Annotated in this window: 14 protein-coding genes; 11 read left to right on the top strand and 3 right to left on the bottom strand. The window is 61.4% G+C overall.

What is annotated here, in order from left to right; translation table 11 throughout:
* Positions 1-73 precede the first annotated feature (73 nt).
* From ACI512_RS09675 to ACI512_RS09625, 11 genes are all read left to right on the top strand, one after another.
* Positions 74-931 carry an MIP/aquaporin family protein gene (locus tag ACI512_RS09675; RefSeq protein ID WP_012722481.1) on the top strand — a complete coding sequence of 286 codons (858 nt, stop codon included), beginning with the start codon at positions 74-76 and terminating at the stop codon, positions 929-931.
* Positions 932-1,012: 81 nt separating this feature from the next.
* Positions 1,013-2,518: a glycerol kinase GlpK gene (gene glpK / locus ACI512_RS09670; RefSeq protein WP_046034437.1), complete on the top strand. Its 1,506-nt coding sequence runs from the start codon at positions 1,013-1,015 to the stop codon at positions 2,516-2,518.
* Positions 2,519-2,601: 83 nt separating this feature from the next.
* Positions 2,602-3,357 carry a DeoR/GlpR family transcriptional regulator gene (locus ACI512_RS09665; RefSeq protein ID WP_017526345.1) on the top strand — a complete coding sequence of 252 codons (756 nt, stop codon included), beginning with the start codon at positions 2,602-2,604 and terminating at the stop codon, positions 3,355-3,357.
* A gap of 294 nt (positions 3,358-3,651) precedes the next feature.
* Positions 3,652-5,190, top strand: coding sequence for a glycerol-3-phosphate dehydrogenase (glpD, locus tag ACI512_RS09660; RefSeq protein WP_236381344.1), 1,539 nt, complete (start codon positions 3,652-3,654; stop codon positions 5,188-5,190).
* A 304-nt stretch (positions 5,191-5,494) separates the two neighbouring features.
* Positions 5,495-6,421 (top strand): glutamate/aspartate ABC transporter substrate-binding protein, encoded by a 927-nt coding sequence (locus tag ACI512_RS09655; RefSeq protein ID WP_064054893.1) that lies wholly within the window; start codon positions 5,495-5,497, stop codon positions 6,419-6,421.
* Between the two features lie 195 nt (positions 6,422-6,616).
* Positions 6,617-7,363, top strand: coding sequence for an amino acid ABC transporter permease (locus tag ACI512_RS09650; protein ID WP_236381345.1), 747 nt, complete (start codon positions 6,617-6,619; stop codon positions 7,361-7,363).
* Positions 7,363-8,034, top strand: a complete 672-nt coding sequence (locus ACI512_RS09645) for an amino acid ABC transporter permease (protein ID WP_064054892.1) — start codon at positions 7,363-7,365, stop codon at positions 8,032-8,034. The genes ACI512_RS09650 and ACI512_RS09645 overlap by 1 nt, the downstream gene beginning before the upstream one ends.
* Positions 8,031-8,765 carry an amino acid ABC transporter ATP-binding protein gene (locus ACI512_RS09640; RefSeq protein WP_012722475.1) on the top strand — a complete coding sequence of 245 codons (735 nt, stop codon included), beginning with the start codon at positions 8,031-8,033 and terminating at the stop codon, positions 8,763-8,765. The genes ACI512_RS09645 and ACI512_RS09640 overlap by 4 nt, the downstream gene beginning before the upstream one ends.
* Positions 8,766-9,049: 284 nt before the next feature.
* A complete protein-coding gene (locus tag ACI512_RS09635) occupies positions 9,050-10,951 on the top strand; it encodes a sensor histidine kinase (protein ID WP_046034434.1) in 1,902 nt (633 codons plus the stop codon).
* The gene (locus ACI512_RS09630) at positions 10,948-12,297 is read left to right on the top strand and encodes a sigma-54 dependent transcriptional regulator (protein WP_012722473.1); all 1,350 of its coding nucleotides are present in this window, start codon (positions 10,948-10,950) and stop codon (positions 12,295-12,297) included. Before ACI512_RS09635 ends, ACI512_RS09630 begins: the two co-directional genes overlap by 4 nt.
* On the top strand, positions 12,297-12,635 hold the full coding sequence (locus tag ACI512_RS09625; protein WP_064054890.1) for a GlpM family protein: 339 nt from the start codon (positions 12,297-12,299) through the stop codon (positions 12,633-12,635). Before ACI512_RS09630 ends, ACI512_RS09625 begins: the two co-directional genes overlap by 1 nt.
* Positions 12,636-12,760: 125 nt before the next feature.
* Here the strand turns inward: ACI512_RS09625 and ACI512_RS09620 are convergent, their stop codons facing one another.
* The 3 genes from ACI512_RS09620 to ACI512_RS09610 are packed head-to-tail and all read right to left on the bottom strand — an operon-like array spanning position 12,761 to position 17,041.
* A complete protein-coding gene (locus tag ACI512_RS09620; protein WP_012722471.1) occupies positions 12,761-14,158 on the bottom strand; it encodes a sigma-54 dependent transcriptional regulator in 1,398 nt (465 codons plus the stop codon).
* A complete protein-coding gene (locus ACI512_RS09615; protein ID WP_405121751.1) occupies positions 14,148-15,917 on the bottom strand; it encodes an ATP-binding protein in 1,770 nt (589 codons plus the stop codon). Before ACI512_RS09615 ends, ACI512_RS09620 begins: the two co-directional genes overlap by 11 nt.
* A complete protein-coding gene (locus ACI512_RS09610) occupies positions 15,917-17,041 on the bottom strand; it encodes a GNAT family N-acetyltransferase (RefSeq protein WP_236381349.1) in 1,125 nt (374 codons plus the stop codon). Before ACI512_RS09610 ends, ACI512_RS09615 begins: the two co-directional genes overlap by 1 nt.
* Between the last annotated feature and the right edge of the window lie 49 nt (positions 17,042-17,090).

Here is a 17,090-nt window from a genome sequence, read left to right as displayed (position 1 = left end):
CTTGCCAGGGTGAAAATCGCGCAACCGCCCGTTGAGGTCGTGCGCCAGACAAGAACAACAAATGAGGTTTTCCATGACAACTGCTCTTCAACAGCCTTCACTTTCGAGCCAATGCATGGCCGAATTCCTGGGGACTGCGCTTCTGATCTTCTTCGGTACAGGATGTGTCGCTGCGCTCAAGGTCGCGGGTGCCAGCTTTGGCTTGTGGGAGATCAGTATCATCTGGGGGGTCGGCGTCAGCATGGCGATCTACCTGAGCGCCGGTATTTCCGGAGCCCACCTCAACCCGGCTGTCAGCATCGCGTTGTGTATTTTCGCCGACTTCGAAAAACGCAAACTGCCCTTCTATATCCTCGCCCAGATCGCCGGCGCCTTCTGCTCGGCGGCCTTGGTGTACACGCTCTACAGCAATCTTTTTTTCGATTACGAACAAACTCACCACATGGTGCGCGGCTCCCAAGCCAGCCTGGAGTTGGCGTCGGTGTTCTCCACCTACCCCCATGCGCTGCTGAGCACTGCCCAGGCGTTCCTGGTGGAGATGGTGATCACCGCCATCCTGATGGGCGTAATCATGGCCCTTACCGATGACAACAACGGTCTGCCACGCGGCCCATTGGCCCCGCTGCTGATCGGCCTGTTGATTGCCGTGATCGGCAGCGCCATGGGCCCGCTGACGGGCTTTGCGATGAACCCCGCGCGGGATTTCGGGCCCAAGCTGATGACCTTTTTCGCGGGCTGGGGTGAAATGGCCTTTACTGGCGGTCGTGACATTCCTTACTTCCTGGTACCGATTTTTGCACCGATCGTCGGCGCATGCCTCGGCGCCGCAGCGTATCGCGGGCTGATTGCCCGTCACCTGCCGAGCGCCGCACCTGCTATAGCTGAAGAAACACCTGACACGGCTGTCAACGGCAAGACGCGTATTTCCTGATACCGCCGGCCGGGCCCGCACTGCCCCTTTGCGGACCCGGCTGATTCCTTACTTCCTTATTTTCCGTCTAAGGCAATCGACATGACCGACATTCAGAATAAGAACTACATCATTGCCCTTGATCAGGGCACCACCAGTTCCCGCGCGATCATCTTCGATCGCGACGCCAACGTGGTCTGCACCGCCCAGCGTGAATTCACTCAGCATTACCCGCAAGCGGGCTGGGTCGAGCATGACCCGATGGAAATCTTCGCGACCCAGAGCGCAGTGATGGTCGAAGCGCTGGCGCAGGCCGGCCTGCACCATGACCAAGTCGCCGCCATCGGCATCACCAACCAGCGTGAAACCACCGTAGTGTGGGACAAAGTCACCGGCCGCCCGATCTACAACGCGATCGTCTGGCAATGCCGCCGCAGCACTGAGATCTGCCAGCAGCTCAAACGCGACGGCCACGAGCAATACATCAATGACACCACCGGCCTGGTCACCGACCCGTACTTCTCCGGCACCAAGCTCAAGTGGATCCTCGACAACGTCGAAGGCAGTCGCGAGCGTGCGCGTAACGGTGAACTGCTGTTCGGCACCATCGACAGCTGGCTGATCTGGAAATTTACCGGCGGCAAGACCCACGTCACCGACTACACCAACGCCTCGCGCACCATGCTCTTCAACATCCACACGCTGGAGTGGGATGCGAAGATGCTGGAGATCCTGGACGTACCGCGCGAAATGCTGCCGGAAGTGAAGTCGTCCTCGGAAATCTACGGCCGTACCAAAAGCGGCATCGCCATCGGTGGCATCGCGGGTGACCAACAGGCTGCGCTGTTCGGCCAGATGTGCGTCGAAGCCGGCCAAGCCAAGAACACCTACGGCACCGGTTGCTTCCTGCTGATGAACACCGGCGACAAAGCGGTGAAATCCAACCACGGCATGCTCACCACCATCGCCTGCGGCCCGCGTGGCGAAGTGGCGTATGCCCTGGAAGGCGCGGTATTCAACGGCGGCTCCACCGTACAGTGGTTGCGTGACGAGTTGAAGATCATCGCCGATGCCACCGACACCGAATACTTCGCCGGCAAGGTCAAGGACAGCAACGGCGTGTATCTGGTCCCGGCCTTCACCGGCCTGGGCGCTCCGTACTGGGACCCCTACGCCCGTGGCGCGTTGTTCGGCCTGACCCGTGGCGTACGCGTGGATCACATCATTCGTGCCGCCCTGGAGTCGATTGCCTACCAGACCCGCGATGTACTGGACGCCATGCAGCAGGATTCGGGCGAACGCCTCAAGGCCCTGCGCGTGGACGGCGGCGCGGTGGCCAACAACTTCCTCATGCAGTTCCAGGCCGACATCCTCGGCACCCAGGTCGAGCGCCCGCAAATGCGCGAAACCACCGCATTGGGCGCGGCCTACCTGGCCGGCCTGGCGTGCGGCTTCTGGGGCAGCCTGGATGAGTTGCGCGGCAAGGCGGTGATCGAGCGCGAGTTCGAACCGCAGCTGGACGAGGGCGCCAAGGAGAAGCTCTACGCCGGCTGGCAAAAAGCGGTCAGCCGCACCCGTGACTGGGAGCCGCACGAAGGCGCTGAATAAGCCAACGTCAGGTTGTAACTGGCAGGGAGCGGATTCCTGCGTCATCATGGGCCACTTTTGTATGGCAGCCCAAAGGACGCCCCATGAATCTGCCTCCCCGCCAACAACAAATCCTCGAGCTGGTCCGCGAACGCGGCTACGTCAGTATCGAGGAAATGGCGCAGCTGTTCGTTGTCACCCCGCAAACCATCCGCCGCGATATCAACCAACTGGCGGACGCCAATCTGCTGCGCCGCTACCACGGCGGCGCGGCCTATGACTCCAGTGTCGAAAACACCGCGTACGCCATGCGTGCCGACCAGATGCGCGACGAGAAACAGCGCATCGGCGAAGCCATCGCCGCGCAAATCCCTGATCACGCCTCGCTGTTCATCAATATCGGCACCACCACCGAATCCATCGCCCGTGCGTTGCTCAACCACAACCACCTGAAAATCATCACCAACAACCTCAACGTCGCCACCATGCTCAGCGCCAAGGACGACTTCGATGTGTTGTTGACCGGCGGCAATGTGCGCCGTGATGGCGGTGTGGTGGGCCAGGCGAGTGTCGACTTCATCAACCAGTTCAAGGTCGACTTTGCCTTGGTGGGCATCAGCGGAATCGATGAAGACGGTAGCCTGCTGGATTTCGACTACCAGGAAGTGCGGGTTTCCCAGGCGATTATCGCCAATGCCCGTCAGGTGATCCTGGCGGCGGACTCGAGCAAATTCGGGCGCAACGCCATGATTCGCCTGGGGCCGATCAGTTTGGTGGACTGCCTGGTGACGGACCAGCAGCCGGTGCCAGCGCTGGTGCAATTGTTGAATGAGCATAAGGTTCGGTTGGAAGTCGTATAACCCTGTGGTGAGCGGGCTTGCCCCGCGCTGGGCGGCGAAGCCGCCCCAATAAGGCCGCATCAGAGTGACCGAGTTGCCTGGGTTTAGGGCGGCTTCGCCACCCAGCGCGGGGCAAGCCCGCTCACTACAAAAGTAGCTCCCCCCCATTGATGTTCACAAATTTTCCTTTTCCCGCCCTTCGATGAGTTTTTTCAATCGAACTTGGGTGGCTGTGCCCGCGTTTATCAGCTACCATTTTCGCAAATGAACATTAATGTTCGAATTCCAATACGAAAAAGATCGCGAGGCCAGCCGATGAACCCTTCTACCTTGCCTGCTCCACCGCTTGCCGAAGTCTATGACGTTGCCGTAATCGGTGGCGGGATCAACGGCGTCGGGATTGCAGCAGACGCAGCCGGTCGCGGTTTGTCGGTATTCCTTTGCGAAAAGGACGACCTGGCCAGCCACACCTCTTCCGCCAGCAGCAAGCTGATCCACGGCGGGCTGCGCTACCTCGAACATTACGAATTCCGCCTGGTGCGCGAAGCCCTGGCCGAACGCGAAGTGCTGTTGGCCAAGGCCCCGCACATCGTCAAGCAGATGCGCTTCGTGTTGCCACACCGCCCGCACCTGCGCCCGGCATGGATGATCCGCGCCGGCCTGTTCCTTTACGACCACCTGGGCAAGCGCGAGAAACTGGCCGGTTCGAAAAGCCTCAAGTTCGGCCCTGACAGCCCGCTCAAAAGCGAAATCACCAAAGGCTTCGAATATTCCGACTGCTGGGTCGATGACGCCCGCCTGGTGGTGCTGAATGCCATGGCCGCCCGCGAAAAAGGCGCGCACATCCATACCCAGACCCGCTGCGTGAGCGCACACCGCAGCAAGGGCCTGTGGGAAATGAACATGGAACGCGCCGACGGCAGCCTGTTCTCGATCCGCGCCCGCGCCCTGGTGAACGCCGCCGGCCCTTGGGTCGCCAAGTTCATCAAGGACGACCTGAAGCTGGACTCACCGTACGGCATCCGCCTGATCCAAGGCAGCCACCTGATCGTGCCGAAACTGTACGAAGGCGCCCACGCGCATATCCTGCAGAACGAAGACCAGCGCATCGTCTTCACCATTCCGTACCTGAATCACCTGACCATCATCGGTACCACCGACCGTGAATACACCGGCGACCCGGCGAAAGTGGCGATTACCGAAGGTGAAACCGACTACATGCTCAAGGTGGTCAACGCTCACTTCAAGAAACAACTGAGCCGCGACGACATCGTCCACACCTACTCCGGCGTGCGCCCGCTGTGCAACGACGAGTCGGACAACCCGTCGGCTATCACGCGCGACTACACCCTGGCGCTGTCCGGCGGCACGGGCGAGGCGCCTATCCTGTCGGTGTTTGGCGGCAAGTTGACCACTTATCGCAAGCTGGCTGAGTCGGCGATGGCGCAATTGGCCCCGTACTTCACCCAGATGCGTCCAAGCTGGACCGCCAAGGCCAGCCTGCCCGGTGGCGAAGACATGACCACGCCCGAAGCCCTGGCCGACGCCATTCGCGACAAATTTGACTGGGTACCGAGCGAGATTGCCCGTCGCTGGTCCACCACCTACGGCAGCCGCACCTGGCGCCTGCTGGAAGGCGTGCAATCGCTGACCGACCTGGGCGACCACTTGGGTGGCGGCCTGTACACCCGTGAAGTCGATTACCTCTGCGCCGAAGAATGGGTAACCCACCCTCAGGACGTACTGTGGCGCCGTACCAAGCTCGGCCTGTTCACCACCCCGCAAGAGCAGGACAACGTGCAGCGCTACCTGTCTAAAGTTGAGCAGAACCGCAGCAAGATTGAAGCTGCCTGACAGCTCACGCCCACAAAAGCCCCTGCGCCGTAAGGTCCAGGGGCTTTTTTTGGCATTCGGTTTTCCGAACATCGCACCCCGGCGTATTCGGTTTGCCGGACCCAAGAATTAAAAATCACCCGTCATACAAAGTTAATCTTCTTAAAAATCAACCAATTAACCTTTTAATCCTGGCCTGGCACGACTCATGCTCTACACTCTTGGACGATTGCCTGAGACGCCTCAGGAGCCGTCACGGGCATTCGCTGTACAAGAGAGCCGTTTAGCCGGCTTCATAAAAAAAACAAATGTCGAGGAAGTATTGATGCGCATCGTTCCCCATATTCTGGGCGCAGCTATCGCTGCCGCTCTGATCAGCACGCCAGTGTTTGCCGCTGAACTCACCGGCACGCTGAAGAAGATCAACGACTCCGGCACCATCACTCTCGCTCACCGCGACAGCTCCATTCCGTTCTCCTACATCGCGGATGGTTCGGGCAAACCCGTGGGCTATTCCCACGACATTCAGTTGGCCGTCGTCGAGCAACTGAAAAAAGACCTGAACAAACCCGACCTGAAGGCCAAGTACAACCTGGTCACTTCGCAAACCCGTATTCCGCTGATCCAGAACGGCACTGCGGACCTCGAGTGCGGCTCCACCACCAACAACACCGAACGCGCCCAGCAAGTTGATTTCACCGTCAACATCTTCGAAATCGGCACCCGTCTGCTGGTCAAGAAAGACAAGGACGGCAAGCCGAGCTACGCCGACTTCGCTGACCTGAAAGGCAAAAACGTCGTGACCACCGCCGGTACCACGTCCGAGCGCATCATCAAAGCGATGAACGCCGACAAGCAGATGGGCATGAACGTCATCTCCGCCAAAGACCACGGCGAATCCTTCCAGATGCTGGAAAGCGGCCGCGCCGTTGCCTTCATGATGGACGACGCCCTGCTGGCCGGTGAAGAAGCCAAGGCCAAGAAGCCGGACGACTGGGTCATCACCGGTACTCCGCAGTCCTTCGAAGCCTACGCGTGCATGGTGCGTAAAGACGACCCGGCCTTCAAGAAAGCGGTCGATGACGCCATCGTTGCCCTGTACAAATCCGGCGAAATCAACAAGATCTACAGCAAGTGGTTCGAGAGCCCGATCCCACCAAAAGGCCTGAACCTGAACTTCCCGATGAGCGACAAGGTTAAGGAGCTGATCGCTAACCCAAGCGACAAGCCGGCGCCTGACGTAAAAATCTGATACCTGACTAAGCTTATCTCCTGAGGGAGCCAACCCTCCCTCAGGCGTCTGTTACTACCTGCTGGCTTTATTTTTGGAACACTCGACCTGGCGGTTTTCGAGCCGATCGCGTGTGCCTGGCGTTCATCGTCGGGCGGGAATGGATTTTCCCCAAGCGGGTGCTTGTACATCGATCGATCTCGAGGGGAGACCCTAATGAATTACAACTGGGACTGGGGCGTGTTCTTCAAGTCCACCGGCGTGGGCAGCGAGACTTATCTCGACTGGTACATCGCTGGCTTGGGCTGGACCATCGCCATCGCCATCGTGGCATGGATTATCGCCTTGCTGCTGGGCTCCATTCTAGGGGTCATGCGCACGGTGCCAAACCGCCTCGTATCGGGCATCGCGACCTGCTACGTGGAACTGTTTCGTAACGTGCCGCTGCTGGTTCAGCTGTTCATCTGGTACTTCCTGGTACCCGACATGCTGCCGCAGAACCTGCAGGACTGGTACAAACAAGACCTCAACCCGACCACCTCGGCCTACCTGAGCGTTGTCGTGTGCCTGGGCCTGTTCACCGCCGCCCGTGTGTGTGAACAAGTGCGTACCGGTATCCAGGCGCTGCCACGTGGCCAGGAATCCGCCGCGCGCGCCATGGGCTTCAAGCTGCCGCAGATCTACTGGAACGTGCTGCTGCCCCAGGCCTACCGGATCATCATTCCGCCGCTTACCTCGGAATTCCTCAACGTCTTCAAGAACTCCTCCGTGGCGTCCTTGATCGGCCTGATGGAACTGCTGGCGCAAACCAAACAGACCGCCGAGTTCTCGGCCAACCTGTTTGAAGCCTTCACCCTGGCTACGCTGATCTACTTCACCCTGAACATGAGCCTGATGCTGCTGATGCGCGTGGTCGAGAAGAAAGTCGCCGTGCCCGGCCTGATCTCCGTGGGGGGTAAATAATGGAATTCGATTTCAGCGGCATCATCCCCGCCATCCCGGGCCTGTGGAACGGCATGGTCATGACCTTGCAGTTGATGGTCATGGGTGTGGTCGGCGGTATCGTGCTGGGTACGATCCTGGCGCTGATGCGCCTGTCTTCCAGCAAACTGCTGTCGCGGGTGGCCGGCGCTTATGTGAACTACTTCCGCTCGATCCCGCTGCTGTTGGTGATCACCTGGTTCTACCTGGCGGTGCCGTTCGTACTGCGCTGGATCACCGGCGAAGACACCCCGATCGGTGCGTTCACCTCCTGCGTCGTGGCCTTCATGATGTTCGAAGCCGCGTACTTCTGCGAAATCGTGCGGGCCGGCGTGCAGTCGATCCCCAAGGGCCAGATGGCGGCGGCACAGGCGATGGGCATGACCTATGGCCAGACCATGCGTCTGATCATCCTGCCCCAGGCGTTCCGCAAGATGACCCCGTTGCTGCTGCAACAGAGCATCATCCTGTTCCAGGACACCTCGCTGGTCTACACCGTGGGCCTGGTGGACTTCCTCAACTCCGCCCGTTCCAACGGCGACATCATCGGCCGCTCCAATGAGTTCCTGATCTTCGCCGGTGTCGTCTACTTCATCATCAGCTTTTCCGCCTCGCTGCTGGTCAAGCGTCTGCAAAAAAGGTTTGCCGTATGATCTCTATCAAGAACATCAACAAGTGGTATGGCGACTTCCAGGTGCTGACCGATTGCAGCACCGAGGTTAAAAAAGGCGAAGTGATCGTGGTGTGCGGGCCGTCCGGCTCGGGTAAATCCACCCTGATCAAGTGCGTCAACGCGCTGGAACCGTTCCAAAAGGGCGACGTGGTCGTCGACGGCACCTCGATTGCCGACCCGAAGACCAACCTGCCGCAGTTGCGCTCACGCGTGGGCATGGTGTTCCAGCACTTCGAACTGTTCCCGCACCTGACCATCACCGAGAACCTGACCATCGCGCAGATCAAGGTGCTTGGCCGCAGCAAGGAAGAAGCCACCAAGAAGGGCCTGCAACTGCTGGAGCGCGTCGGCCTGTCGGCACATGCCCACAAACACCCGGGCCAGCTCTCCGGTGGCCAGCAACAACGTGTGGCGATTGCTCGCGCCCTGGCCATGGACCCGATCGTCATGCTGTTCGACGAACCGACCTCGGCCCTCGACCCGGAAATGGTCAACGAAGTGCTCGACGTGATGGTGCAACTGGCCCACGAAGGCATGACCATGATGTGCGTGACCCACGAAATGGGCTTCGCCCGCAAAGTGGCCGACCGCGTGATTTTCATGGACGCCGGCAAGATCATCGAAGACTGTCCGAAGGAAGAATTCTTCGGCGACATCAGCGCCCGCTCCGAACGCGCGCAGCACTTCCTTGAGAAAATCCTGCAGCACTAAGCTTGAACGCCATTGTAGTGAGCGGGCTTGCCCCGCGCTGGGGGGCGAAGCCGCCCCAAACCCAAGCGCCGCGGTCTCTCTAAAAAACCGCGGTGGTTTTATTGGAGCGGCTTCGCAGCCCAGCACGGCTCTGCAAAGCAGCCCAAAAACCAGCCATCGCGATCTGTCTGGCACATCGTGATGACTCGGTTAGGGCGGCTTCGCCACCCAGCGCGGGGCAAGCCCGCTCACTACAGACCAGGACAAGCTGCTTCACCACAACTGGTTGACCCAAGGCATCTGTGATGAAATGCGACCCCAACCAATTTCGCGCCGCACCGCCATCACTTGCCGTGAAACCACGTCTGATCCGCCAACTGTTCCTGCCGCCGTTGATCGTCGCCCTGATGATCGGCCTGGGTTATATCGGCTTCTGGATCAGCGAGTACTACGGCATCCGCACCCTCAGCGACACCGGCGAACGCCAGCTGGAGCTGCATGCCCGTACCGTCGAAAGCGAACTGAGCAAATACACCTACCTGCCCAGCTTGTTGGAGCTGGAGTCCAGCGTCTCCACGCTGCTGGCCGACCCGAACCAGGAAACCCGCAAGACCGTCAACGATTACCTCGAAGGCCTGAACCGACGCAGTCGCAGTCGGGCCATCTATGTGATGGACACCACCGGCCGCGTGCTGGCCACCAGTAACTGGCGCGATGCCGACAGTTACCAAGGTGAAGACCTGTCCTTCCGTGCCTATTTCCAGAACGCCGTGCGTGGCCAGCCCGGCCGCTTCTATGGCATCGGCAGTACCAACGGCGAACCCGGTTATTACCTGGCCCACGGCCTGGAAGAGCACGGCAAGATCATCGGCGTCGCCGTGGTCAAGGTGCGCCTCGAAGCCCTGGAAGAACGCTGGCAACGCGCCCGCCTCGAAGCGTTTGTGAGCGACGAGAACGGCATCATCATCCTCTCCAGCGACCCGGCCCGCCGCCTCAAGGCCGTACGCCCGCTGAGCGATGACACAAAGGAACGCCTGGCCCACAGCCTGCAATATTACTGGGCAACCTTGAACGAGCTGGAACCCCTGGCCCGCGAGCGCCTCAACGAAGTCAGCGAGAAACTGACCTTCCCGGCCAACAGCGAAGTGGTCAATGACGAGCATGAAGTCAGCTACCTGGCGCAAACCCGTCCGCTCAACGACACGCCGTGGAATTTCACCCTGCTCACCCCGCTCAACGACCTGCGCCGCGCCGCGATCAACCAGGGCATCCTGGTGGCCGTCGCGTTTGGCCTGGTGGCGTTTTTGCTGATTGCCTGGAACGAGCGGCGTAAAGTCATCGCCACGCGCCTCGCCGCGCGCGAAGCCCTGCAGGAAGCCAACAGCCAGCTGGAACGACGGATTGCCGAACGCACCGCCGACTTGCGCGCCAGCAACGAACGGCTCAAGGGCCAGATCCGCGAACGGCGCCAGGCCGAGGAAACCCTGCGTCGCGCCCAGGATGAGCTGGTGCAGGCCGGCAAGCTCGCGGCCATCGGCCAGATGTCGACCAGCATTGCCCATGAACTGAACCAGCCCCTGGCCGCATTGCGTACCTTGTCCGGCAACACCGTGCGCTTCCTTGAGCGCGGCGCCCTGGACACCGCCAGCGCCAACCTGAAGACCATCAACGAACTGATCGACCGCATGGGCCGCATCACCGCCAGCCTGCGCTCTTTTGCCCGACGCGGTGACGATCAAGGCGAAGCGAGCCTGGCCAAGGCCGTGGACGCCGCGTTCCAGGTACTCGGCGCACGCCTGGACAGCCTGCCGCTGACCCTGCATCGCGACTTTTCCAACGCCCAACTGCAAATCGACCAGACGCGCCTTGAGCAGATCCTGGTCAACCTGATCGGCAACGCCCTCGACGCCATGCAAGCCCAACCAGCCCCGGAACTGTGGCTGGAAGGCAGCACCGTCGATGGCAAATACCGCCTGCAAGTGCGCGACAATGGCCATGGCATCGACCCCGAGGCCCGCAAGCATTTGTTCGAACCGTTCTTCACCACCAAACCCGGCGAGCAAGGCCTGGGCCTGGGCCTGACCCTGTCCGCCAGCCTCGCGGCGGCCACCGGCGGCAACCTTGCCGTGGAACACCCGGCCAGTGGTGGAACGGCCTTTGTCTTGTGCCTGCCGTTGGCGGGCGCTCAAAAAGCTGAGTCGACATGAATACAGACGCTACAGCCCTGAAAGACGACCTCACCGTGTTGATCGTCGAAGACGACCCCCATGTGCTGCTCGGCTGCCAGCAAGCCCTGGCCCTGGAAGATATTCCCAGCGTCGGCGTGGGCAGTGCCGAAGAGGCGTTGAAGCGCATCGGCGAGAACTTCGCCGGCATTGTGATCAGCGATATCCGCCTGCCGGGCATCGACGGCCTGGAGTTGCTCACACGCCTCAAGGCCCTGGATAAAAGCCTGCCGGTGGTGCTGATCACCGGGCATGGCGACATCTCCATGGCGGTCGGCGCGATGCGCAACGGCGCGTACGACTTCATGGAAAAGCCCTTCTCCCCCGAACGCCTGGTCGACGTCGCCCGTCGTGCCTTGGAGCAGCGCGGGCTGGCGCGGGAAGTCTGGTCGCTGCGCCGCCAGTTGGCCGAGCGCGATTCGCTGGAAGGCCGCATCATTGGCCGCTCGCCGGCCATGCAGAACCTGCGCGAGCTGATCGCCAACGTCGCCGACACCTCGGCCAACGTGCTGATCGAAGGCGAGACCGGAACGGGCAAGGAACTGGTCGCGCGCTGCCTGCATGATTTCAGTCGGCGTCACTCGCACCAGTTCGTCGCCCTGAACTGCGGCGGGCTGCCGGAGAACCTCTTCGAAAGCGAGATTTTCGGCCACGAAGCCAACGCCTTTACCGGCGCGGGCAAGCGCCGTATCGGCAAGATCGAACACGCCCACGAAGGCACGCTGTTCCTCGACGAAGTGGAAAGCATGCCGATCAACCTGCAGATCAAGTTGCTGCGGGTGTTGCAGGAACGCACCCTGGAACGCCTGGGTTCGAACCAAAGCGTGGCGGTGGATTGCCGGGTGATCGCCGCCACCAAGTCCGACCTCGATGAACTGAGCCGCGCCAGCCAGTTCCGCAGCGACCTGTACTACCGTCTCAACGTGGTGACCCTGGAACTGCCGCCCCTGCGTGAGCGCCGCGAAGACATCCTGCAACTATTCGAACACTTCCTGCAGCAGTCGTCCCTGCGTTTCGACCGCACCGCGCCTGAACTGGACAACCAGACCCTGTCCAGCCTGATGAGCCACGACTGGCCCGGCAACGTGCGCGAACTGCGCAACGTCGCCGAACGCTTCGCCCTCGGCCTGCCCGCCTTCAAGAAAAGCGGCGCCAGCAGCGGCAGCCAGGGCCTGGCGTTTACCGAAGCGGTGGAAGCCTTCGAGCGCAACCTGCTCAACGATGCCCTGCAACGCAGCGGCGGCAACCTGACCCAGGCCAGCCAGGAACTGGGGATGGCCAAGACCACGCTGTTCGACAAGGTCAAGAAATACGGGCTGAGCCACTGATGGACCTGGTATTGAAGGCCGCCCTGGGCGCGGCAGTGGTGTTGATCCTGGCCGCCCTGGCCAAAACCAAGAACTATTACATCGCAGGCTTGGTGCCGCTGTTCCCGACCTTTGCGCTGATCGCCCACTACATCGTCGGCAAGGGCCGTTCGGTGGACGACTTGAAGACCACGATCCTGTTTGGGATGTGGTCGATCATTCCGTACTTTGTGTACCTGGCGACGTTGTATGTGATGGTGGATCGGATGCGGTTGGAAGCGTCGCTGGCCGTGGCGGCTGTCGCCTGGTTGATGGCCGCAACCGTCCTGGTCAGCATCTGGGTACGCGTCCATTCCTGACCCGACTCGATCAAAAAATGTGGGAGGGGGCTTGCTCCCGATGGCGGTGTATCAGCAATAAATTCGCTGATTGACACACTGCCATCGGGAGCAAGCCCCCTCCCACATTTTTAATCCGAGTTGAATCAGCGAACGATTTTGTCGACCTGGATGCCCAGCTTCTTCAGGCGATACCAGAAGCTCCTTTCGGAAATCCCGATCTTCGCCGCCGCCGCAGCCTGCACGCCGTTGCTCTCCTGCAACGCCGCCAGAATATAGGCCTTCTCCACCTCCGCCAACGCCGCGTCCAAATCCTGGGGAATGCCCGGCCCGTCGCTGAGGATCGCCGTCACGCCGCCCTCACTCGGCCTGGACGCAAACAGGTAACCCGGCAAGTCGATGTCCTCGATCACCGGCTTTGCGGCCACGATGGTCGCGCGCTCCACGCAATTCTGCAGCTCACGGATATTGCCCGGCCAGTGATACGCGGCCATGGCCTGCAGGGCCTCCGGGCTGAAACCGGTGATACGTTTGCCGGCGGTGGCACTCAGGGTCTGGGCGAAGTGGCGGGCCAGTGGCGCGATGTCTTCCACGCGCTCGCGCAAGGCCGGCAGCGGGATCGGGAACACGTTGAGGCGGTAATACAGGTCTTCGCGAAACTCTTTGTTGGCCACCGCCTCGAGCAAATTCTTATTGGTGGCGGCGATGACCCGCACGTCCACCTTGCGCTCGCGAGGATCGCCCACCGGTTCGATCACCCGCTCCTGCAACGCACGCAGGATCTTGGCCTGCAGCGCCAGGGGCATGTCGCCCACTTCGTCGAGAAACAGCGTGCCCTTGTCGGCCTGCTGGAAGCGCCCTACCCGGTCGGCCACGGCGCCGGTAAACGCGCCTTTGCGATGGCCGAACATTTCGCTTTCCAGCAGCCCTTCCGGGATGGCCGCGCAGTTGACCGCCACGAACGGTTTGTCGGCACGGCTGCCGTGCTTGTGGATCGCGCGGGCGACCATTTCCTTGCCGGTGCCGCTTTCGCCGGTCAGCAGGATGGTGGCGCTGCTGTCGCGCACCGAGTCCACCGCTTGCAGCACTTTGCGAAACGCCGGGCTGTCGCCCACCAGGCTGTCGAACTGTGCGTGCTCGTCCAGCTCGGCACGCAGGCGCGCGTTGTCGCGCATGATGTCGCGAAACTGCAGGGCCTTGGCCACAGTGATGTCCAGCTCGTCGATGTCGAACGGCTTGGCGATGTAGTCGTAGGCGCCGTTGCGCATCGACTGCACGGCGTTTTTCACCGTGCTGTAGGCGGTCATCACGATCACCGGCACATGCGGGTAACGCACCTTGATCTCGGCCAGCAGCGCCGGCCCGTCCATGCCTGGCATGCGCCAGTCGCTGATCACCAGGTCGATGTCTTCCTGCTCCAGCACTTTGAGCGCGTGCAGGCCGTTGCCGGCGATAAACACCTGTACGTTGTTCTGGCCCAGGGCCGACGCCAGCAGGTCGCAGAGCTTGGGTTCGTCGTCGACTACCAGAATGTTATGCGTCATGACTGTCCTCGTCGTCTTCGCCCATCGCCGGAATGTACAGGCTGAAGGTGGCGCCGGCATCTTTCTCGCTGGCACATTCGATGCTGCCGTCGTGACTTTCCATGATCGAATAGACTTTGGCCAGGCCCAGGCCGGTGCCGGACGCCTTGGTGGTGACGAATGGCGTGAAGATACGCTCGATCATGTCTGCCGGAATGCCCTGGCCGGTGTCGGCGATGCTGATCACGGTAGTGTCGTCCAGTGTGCGAATGCCCAGGGTCAGGCGCCCGCCTTCGGGCATCGCGTCGATGGCGTTGATAATCAGGTTGAGGCACGCCTGCTTGAGTTGCTTGGCATCCGCGTAGATCGTCGCCCCCGGCGCCTGGTCATCGATGTGCGCGTCGATGTTATGGGTGGCCAGTTCCGGGGCGCAGAAGCCGAGGATTTCTTCCACCAAGGGCCGCGCAGGCTGCAACACGCGCAGCGGTGGGTTGGGCTTGGCGAAGTCGAGGAATTCGGTGATCAGGTCGTTGATGCGGCTGACTTCACTGATCACGTATTCCAGGTGGCGCTTGTCGGTGTCCGCCAGATCCGCGCGGCGGTGCAGCAGCTGCGTTGCGGTCTTGATGATGCCCAGCGGGTTGCGGATCTCGTGGGCCAGGCCCATGGCGACCTCGCCCAGGGCGTGCAGGCGATCACGCCGACGCAACTGCGCTTCGAGGTGATGCAACTCGCCCAGGCGCTCGGTCATGTGGTTGAAAGTGCTGCTCAGCTGCGCCAGCTCGTCGCCGCCGCTCACCACCACGCGGTGCGCGTAATCGCCGGAGATCACTGCGCTCACGCCTTGGGACAGGTCCCGCAGCGGCTTGGTCAGGCGCCGCGACACCAACACCCCCGCTGCCAGCGACAGTGCCGAACTGAGCAGGAAGATCAACACGAACAGATTGCTCTGGTTCACCAGCCCGACCAGGCTGGTGTGGCGCAGCAGGCCGCTGAAAATCACGCCCTGCAAGTCGCCGGCGTCGTTGAAGATCGGCCAGTACAGCCCGCTGTAGTTATTGGTGAACTGCTCGCTGGGCTGCTTGGTGCTGCGCATCGCGGTTTCGACGTTCTTGGGAATGCGCGAAGGGTGGTCCTCGAAGCGCTGGGTCGAAAAGATCTCGGAGAATCCGTCGGGGTTGGCCAGGTACAGGCGCAAGTCGAGGGAATGCACATCGGCCACGCTGGTGAGGAAACTGCTGTCCAGGTAGGTCCCGACCAGCAGCAAATAGTCGACGCCGTCCTGGGTCGTCTCGAAGGTCGAGACCACAATGCCGGTGGATACGCCCCCCACCTGCACCGTCTGCAACACCGTGTTGTTGGCCAGGCTGATCTGCTTGACGATGTCATCGGCGGCGGTGCTGAACACCAGTTTGTTGTCACTGACGCGGATCAGCGCCACCACGTCGATATCGGTGGCGTCGGCAATGTCGGCGGTCAGCCGGTCGTGCTTGGCGGCTTGCCGGCTCGACGGCGGGCTGGTGTAACGCAGGAACAATTTGGCCATGCGCGCGTTGTCGTGAAGGATGTCGCCGATCTCGTCCTTGACGATCTTGGTCGACTCCTGCAGCCAGATGCGCACGTTGCTGTCGAAGATCTGCGACAACGTGGTCGCCGCCAATTCGGCCGCGATCATGGTGGGAATCACGCTGACCAACCAGAAGGCCAGCACCAGCTTGCGCTGGACGCTCCAACGCGAAATGGCAAAGGGGCGGGCTTTCTGGCGGGTCTTGGTGATCATCAGGTTTCGCTTATCGCAGCAGCCATGGCAGGGTCGGAACGATCCGGTCGAATAAACAGTTTTACAAGCTTGAGCAGGCCGTTGACCAGCCGGTTGCGGTGGCGGAAAAACACGCTGTTGCCCTGGAACTCGCAGCCCAGGCGCAGCTTACTGGCATACCCGGCCTGTCCGCACTCATACAACGCAATATTGTGTTGAATACAGTAGTCGACGTTGGTCAGCCAGCTGCGGAAGTACAGGTTGTAGTCGCGGGTGAACGCGACGTCATGCCCGAAAAACTTGTCCACCAGCCGGTGTTCGTCCACTAGGATCAGGTTGAACGCCACCAGTTGCTCGTCCACCCAGTAAAGAACACAGACCGCGCGCTCATCCAGCCGTTCGAGCACCCCAGTGAAGTAGCCGGCGGGCAGTCGCTCGAACTGCAATTCGGCACGCGTGAGCGTGGCCTCGTACAAGCGCATCACGTCGGGCAGCACGTCGTCGATAGTGCGCCGCCACTCCACCCGCGGCCCTGGTGCGCGCAGTTTGCGGCGCAGGTCCTTGCGCGTGGATTTGCCCAGCGAGCCCAGGTAGGCGTCCACCGACCCATAGGGCAGTGGCAACACGCCCGTGGGCAAGCTCGGCATGCTTTGGAAGCCCGCCGCCCGGCAACTCTCAAGCCAGTGCGGGTCTTTGCTCGGCGCGTCCTTGACCGCCACCAGGCCAATACCAAAGTCATCGGCATCCCGGCGTGCAGCTTGCAGCAGGTGCTGGAGCAACAGCGCACGGCTCGCCTGCGGCACGCCACTGGCGAAACCAGCGTCGCAGCGTTCGGCCACCGGCGAACCCAGGGCATACAGCCCCAGTTGCAACAGCCCCGGCCACAGTCGCTCCACACGCTCGGTCAAGCGCTTGCCGGCGCCCGACACCGTGGTGTCGAGGCGATAATGAGTGATGAACGCGGCGGCCACGGCCACCAGCGTTCCATCCTGGTAAACCGCCAGGTAGCGCCACTGGAAATCATCGATAGCGGCGTTTTCCACGGCGACGTAATAGTCCCAGTCCTCCAGGGCACCGGGGAAGCAGTCGTTCCAGGCACTGCGCTGGATGGCCCGGATGGTCGGGAAGGCTTGGGTGGTAATCACTTCGGTCCCTTATTTCTGTAGTGAGCGGGCTTGTCCCGCGCTGGGGGGC

It is taken from the genome of Pseudomonas petroselini, from assembly GCF_045037875.1.
In the GTDB taxonomy this organism is placed as follows: Bacteria; Pseudomonadota; Gammaproteobacteria; order Pseudomonadales; family Pseudomonadaceae; genus Aquipseudomonas; species Aquipseudomonas petroselini.
This window is presented reverse-complemented; position numbering and strand designations above follow the sequence as displayed.

Excerpts from the sequence above, each read along its gene's own strand:
- ACI512_RS09675 (WP_012722481.1), top strand. The coding sequence starts at position 74 with ATGACAACTGCTCTTCAACAGCCTTCACTTTCGAGCCAATGCATGGCC.
- glpK (WP_046034437.1), top strand. The coding sequence starts at position 1,013 with ATGACCGACATTCAGAATAAGAACTACATCATTGCCCTTGATCAGGGC.
- ACI512_RS09665 (WP_017526345.1), top strand. The coding sequence starts at position 2,602 with ATGAATCTGCCTCCCCGCCAACAACAAATCCTCGAGCTGGTCCGCGAA.
- glpD (WP_236381344.1), top strand. The coding sequence starts at position 3,652 with ATGAACCCTTCTACCTTGCCTGCTCCACCGCTTGCCGAAGTCTATGAC.
- ACI512_RS09655 (WP_064054893.1), top strand. The coding sequence starts at position 5,495 with ATGCGCATCGTTCCCCATATTCTGGGCGCAGCTATCGCTGCCGCTCTG.
- ACI512_RS09650 (WP_236381345.1), top strand. The coding sequence starts at position 6,617 with ATGAATTACAACTGGGACTGGGGCGTGTTCTTCAAGTCCACCGGCGTG.
- ACI512_RS09645 (WP_064054892.1), top strand. The coding sequence starts at position 7,363 with ATGGAATTCGATTTCAGCGGCATCATCCCCGCCATCCCGGGCCTGTGG.
- ACI512_RS09640 (WP_012722475.1), top strand. The coding sequence starts at position 8,031 with ATGATCTCTATCAAGAACATCAACAAGTGGTATGGCGACTTCCAGGTG.
- ACI512_RS09635 (WP_046034434.1), top strand. The coding sequence starts at position 9,050 with ATGAAATGCGACCCCAACCAATTTCGCGCCGCACCGCCATCACTTGCC.
- ACI512_RS09630 (WP_012722473.1), top strand. The coding sequence starts at position 10,948 with ATGAATACAGACGCTACAGCCCTGAAAGACGACCTCACCGTGTTGATC.
- ACI512_RS09625 (WP_064054890.1), top strand. The coding sequence starts at position 12,297 with ATGGACCTGGTATTGAAGGCCGCCCTGGGCGCGGCAGTGGTGTTGATC.
- ACI512_RS09620 (WP_012722471.1), bottom strand. The coding sequence starts at position 14,158 with ATGACGCATAACATTCTGGTAGTCGACGACGAACCCAAGCTCTGCGAC.
- ACI512_RS09615 (WP_405121751.1), bottom strand. The coding sequence starts at position 15,917 with ATGATCACCAAGACCCGCCAGAAAGCCCGCCCCTTTGCCATTTCGCGT.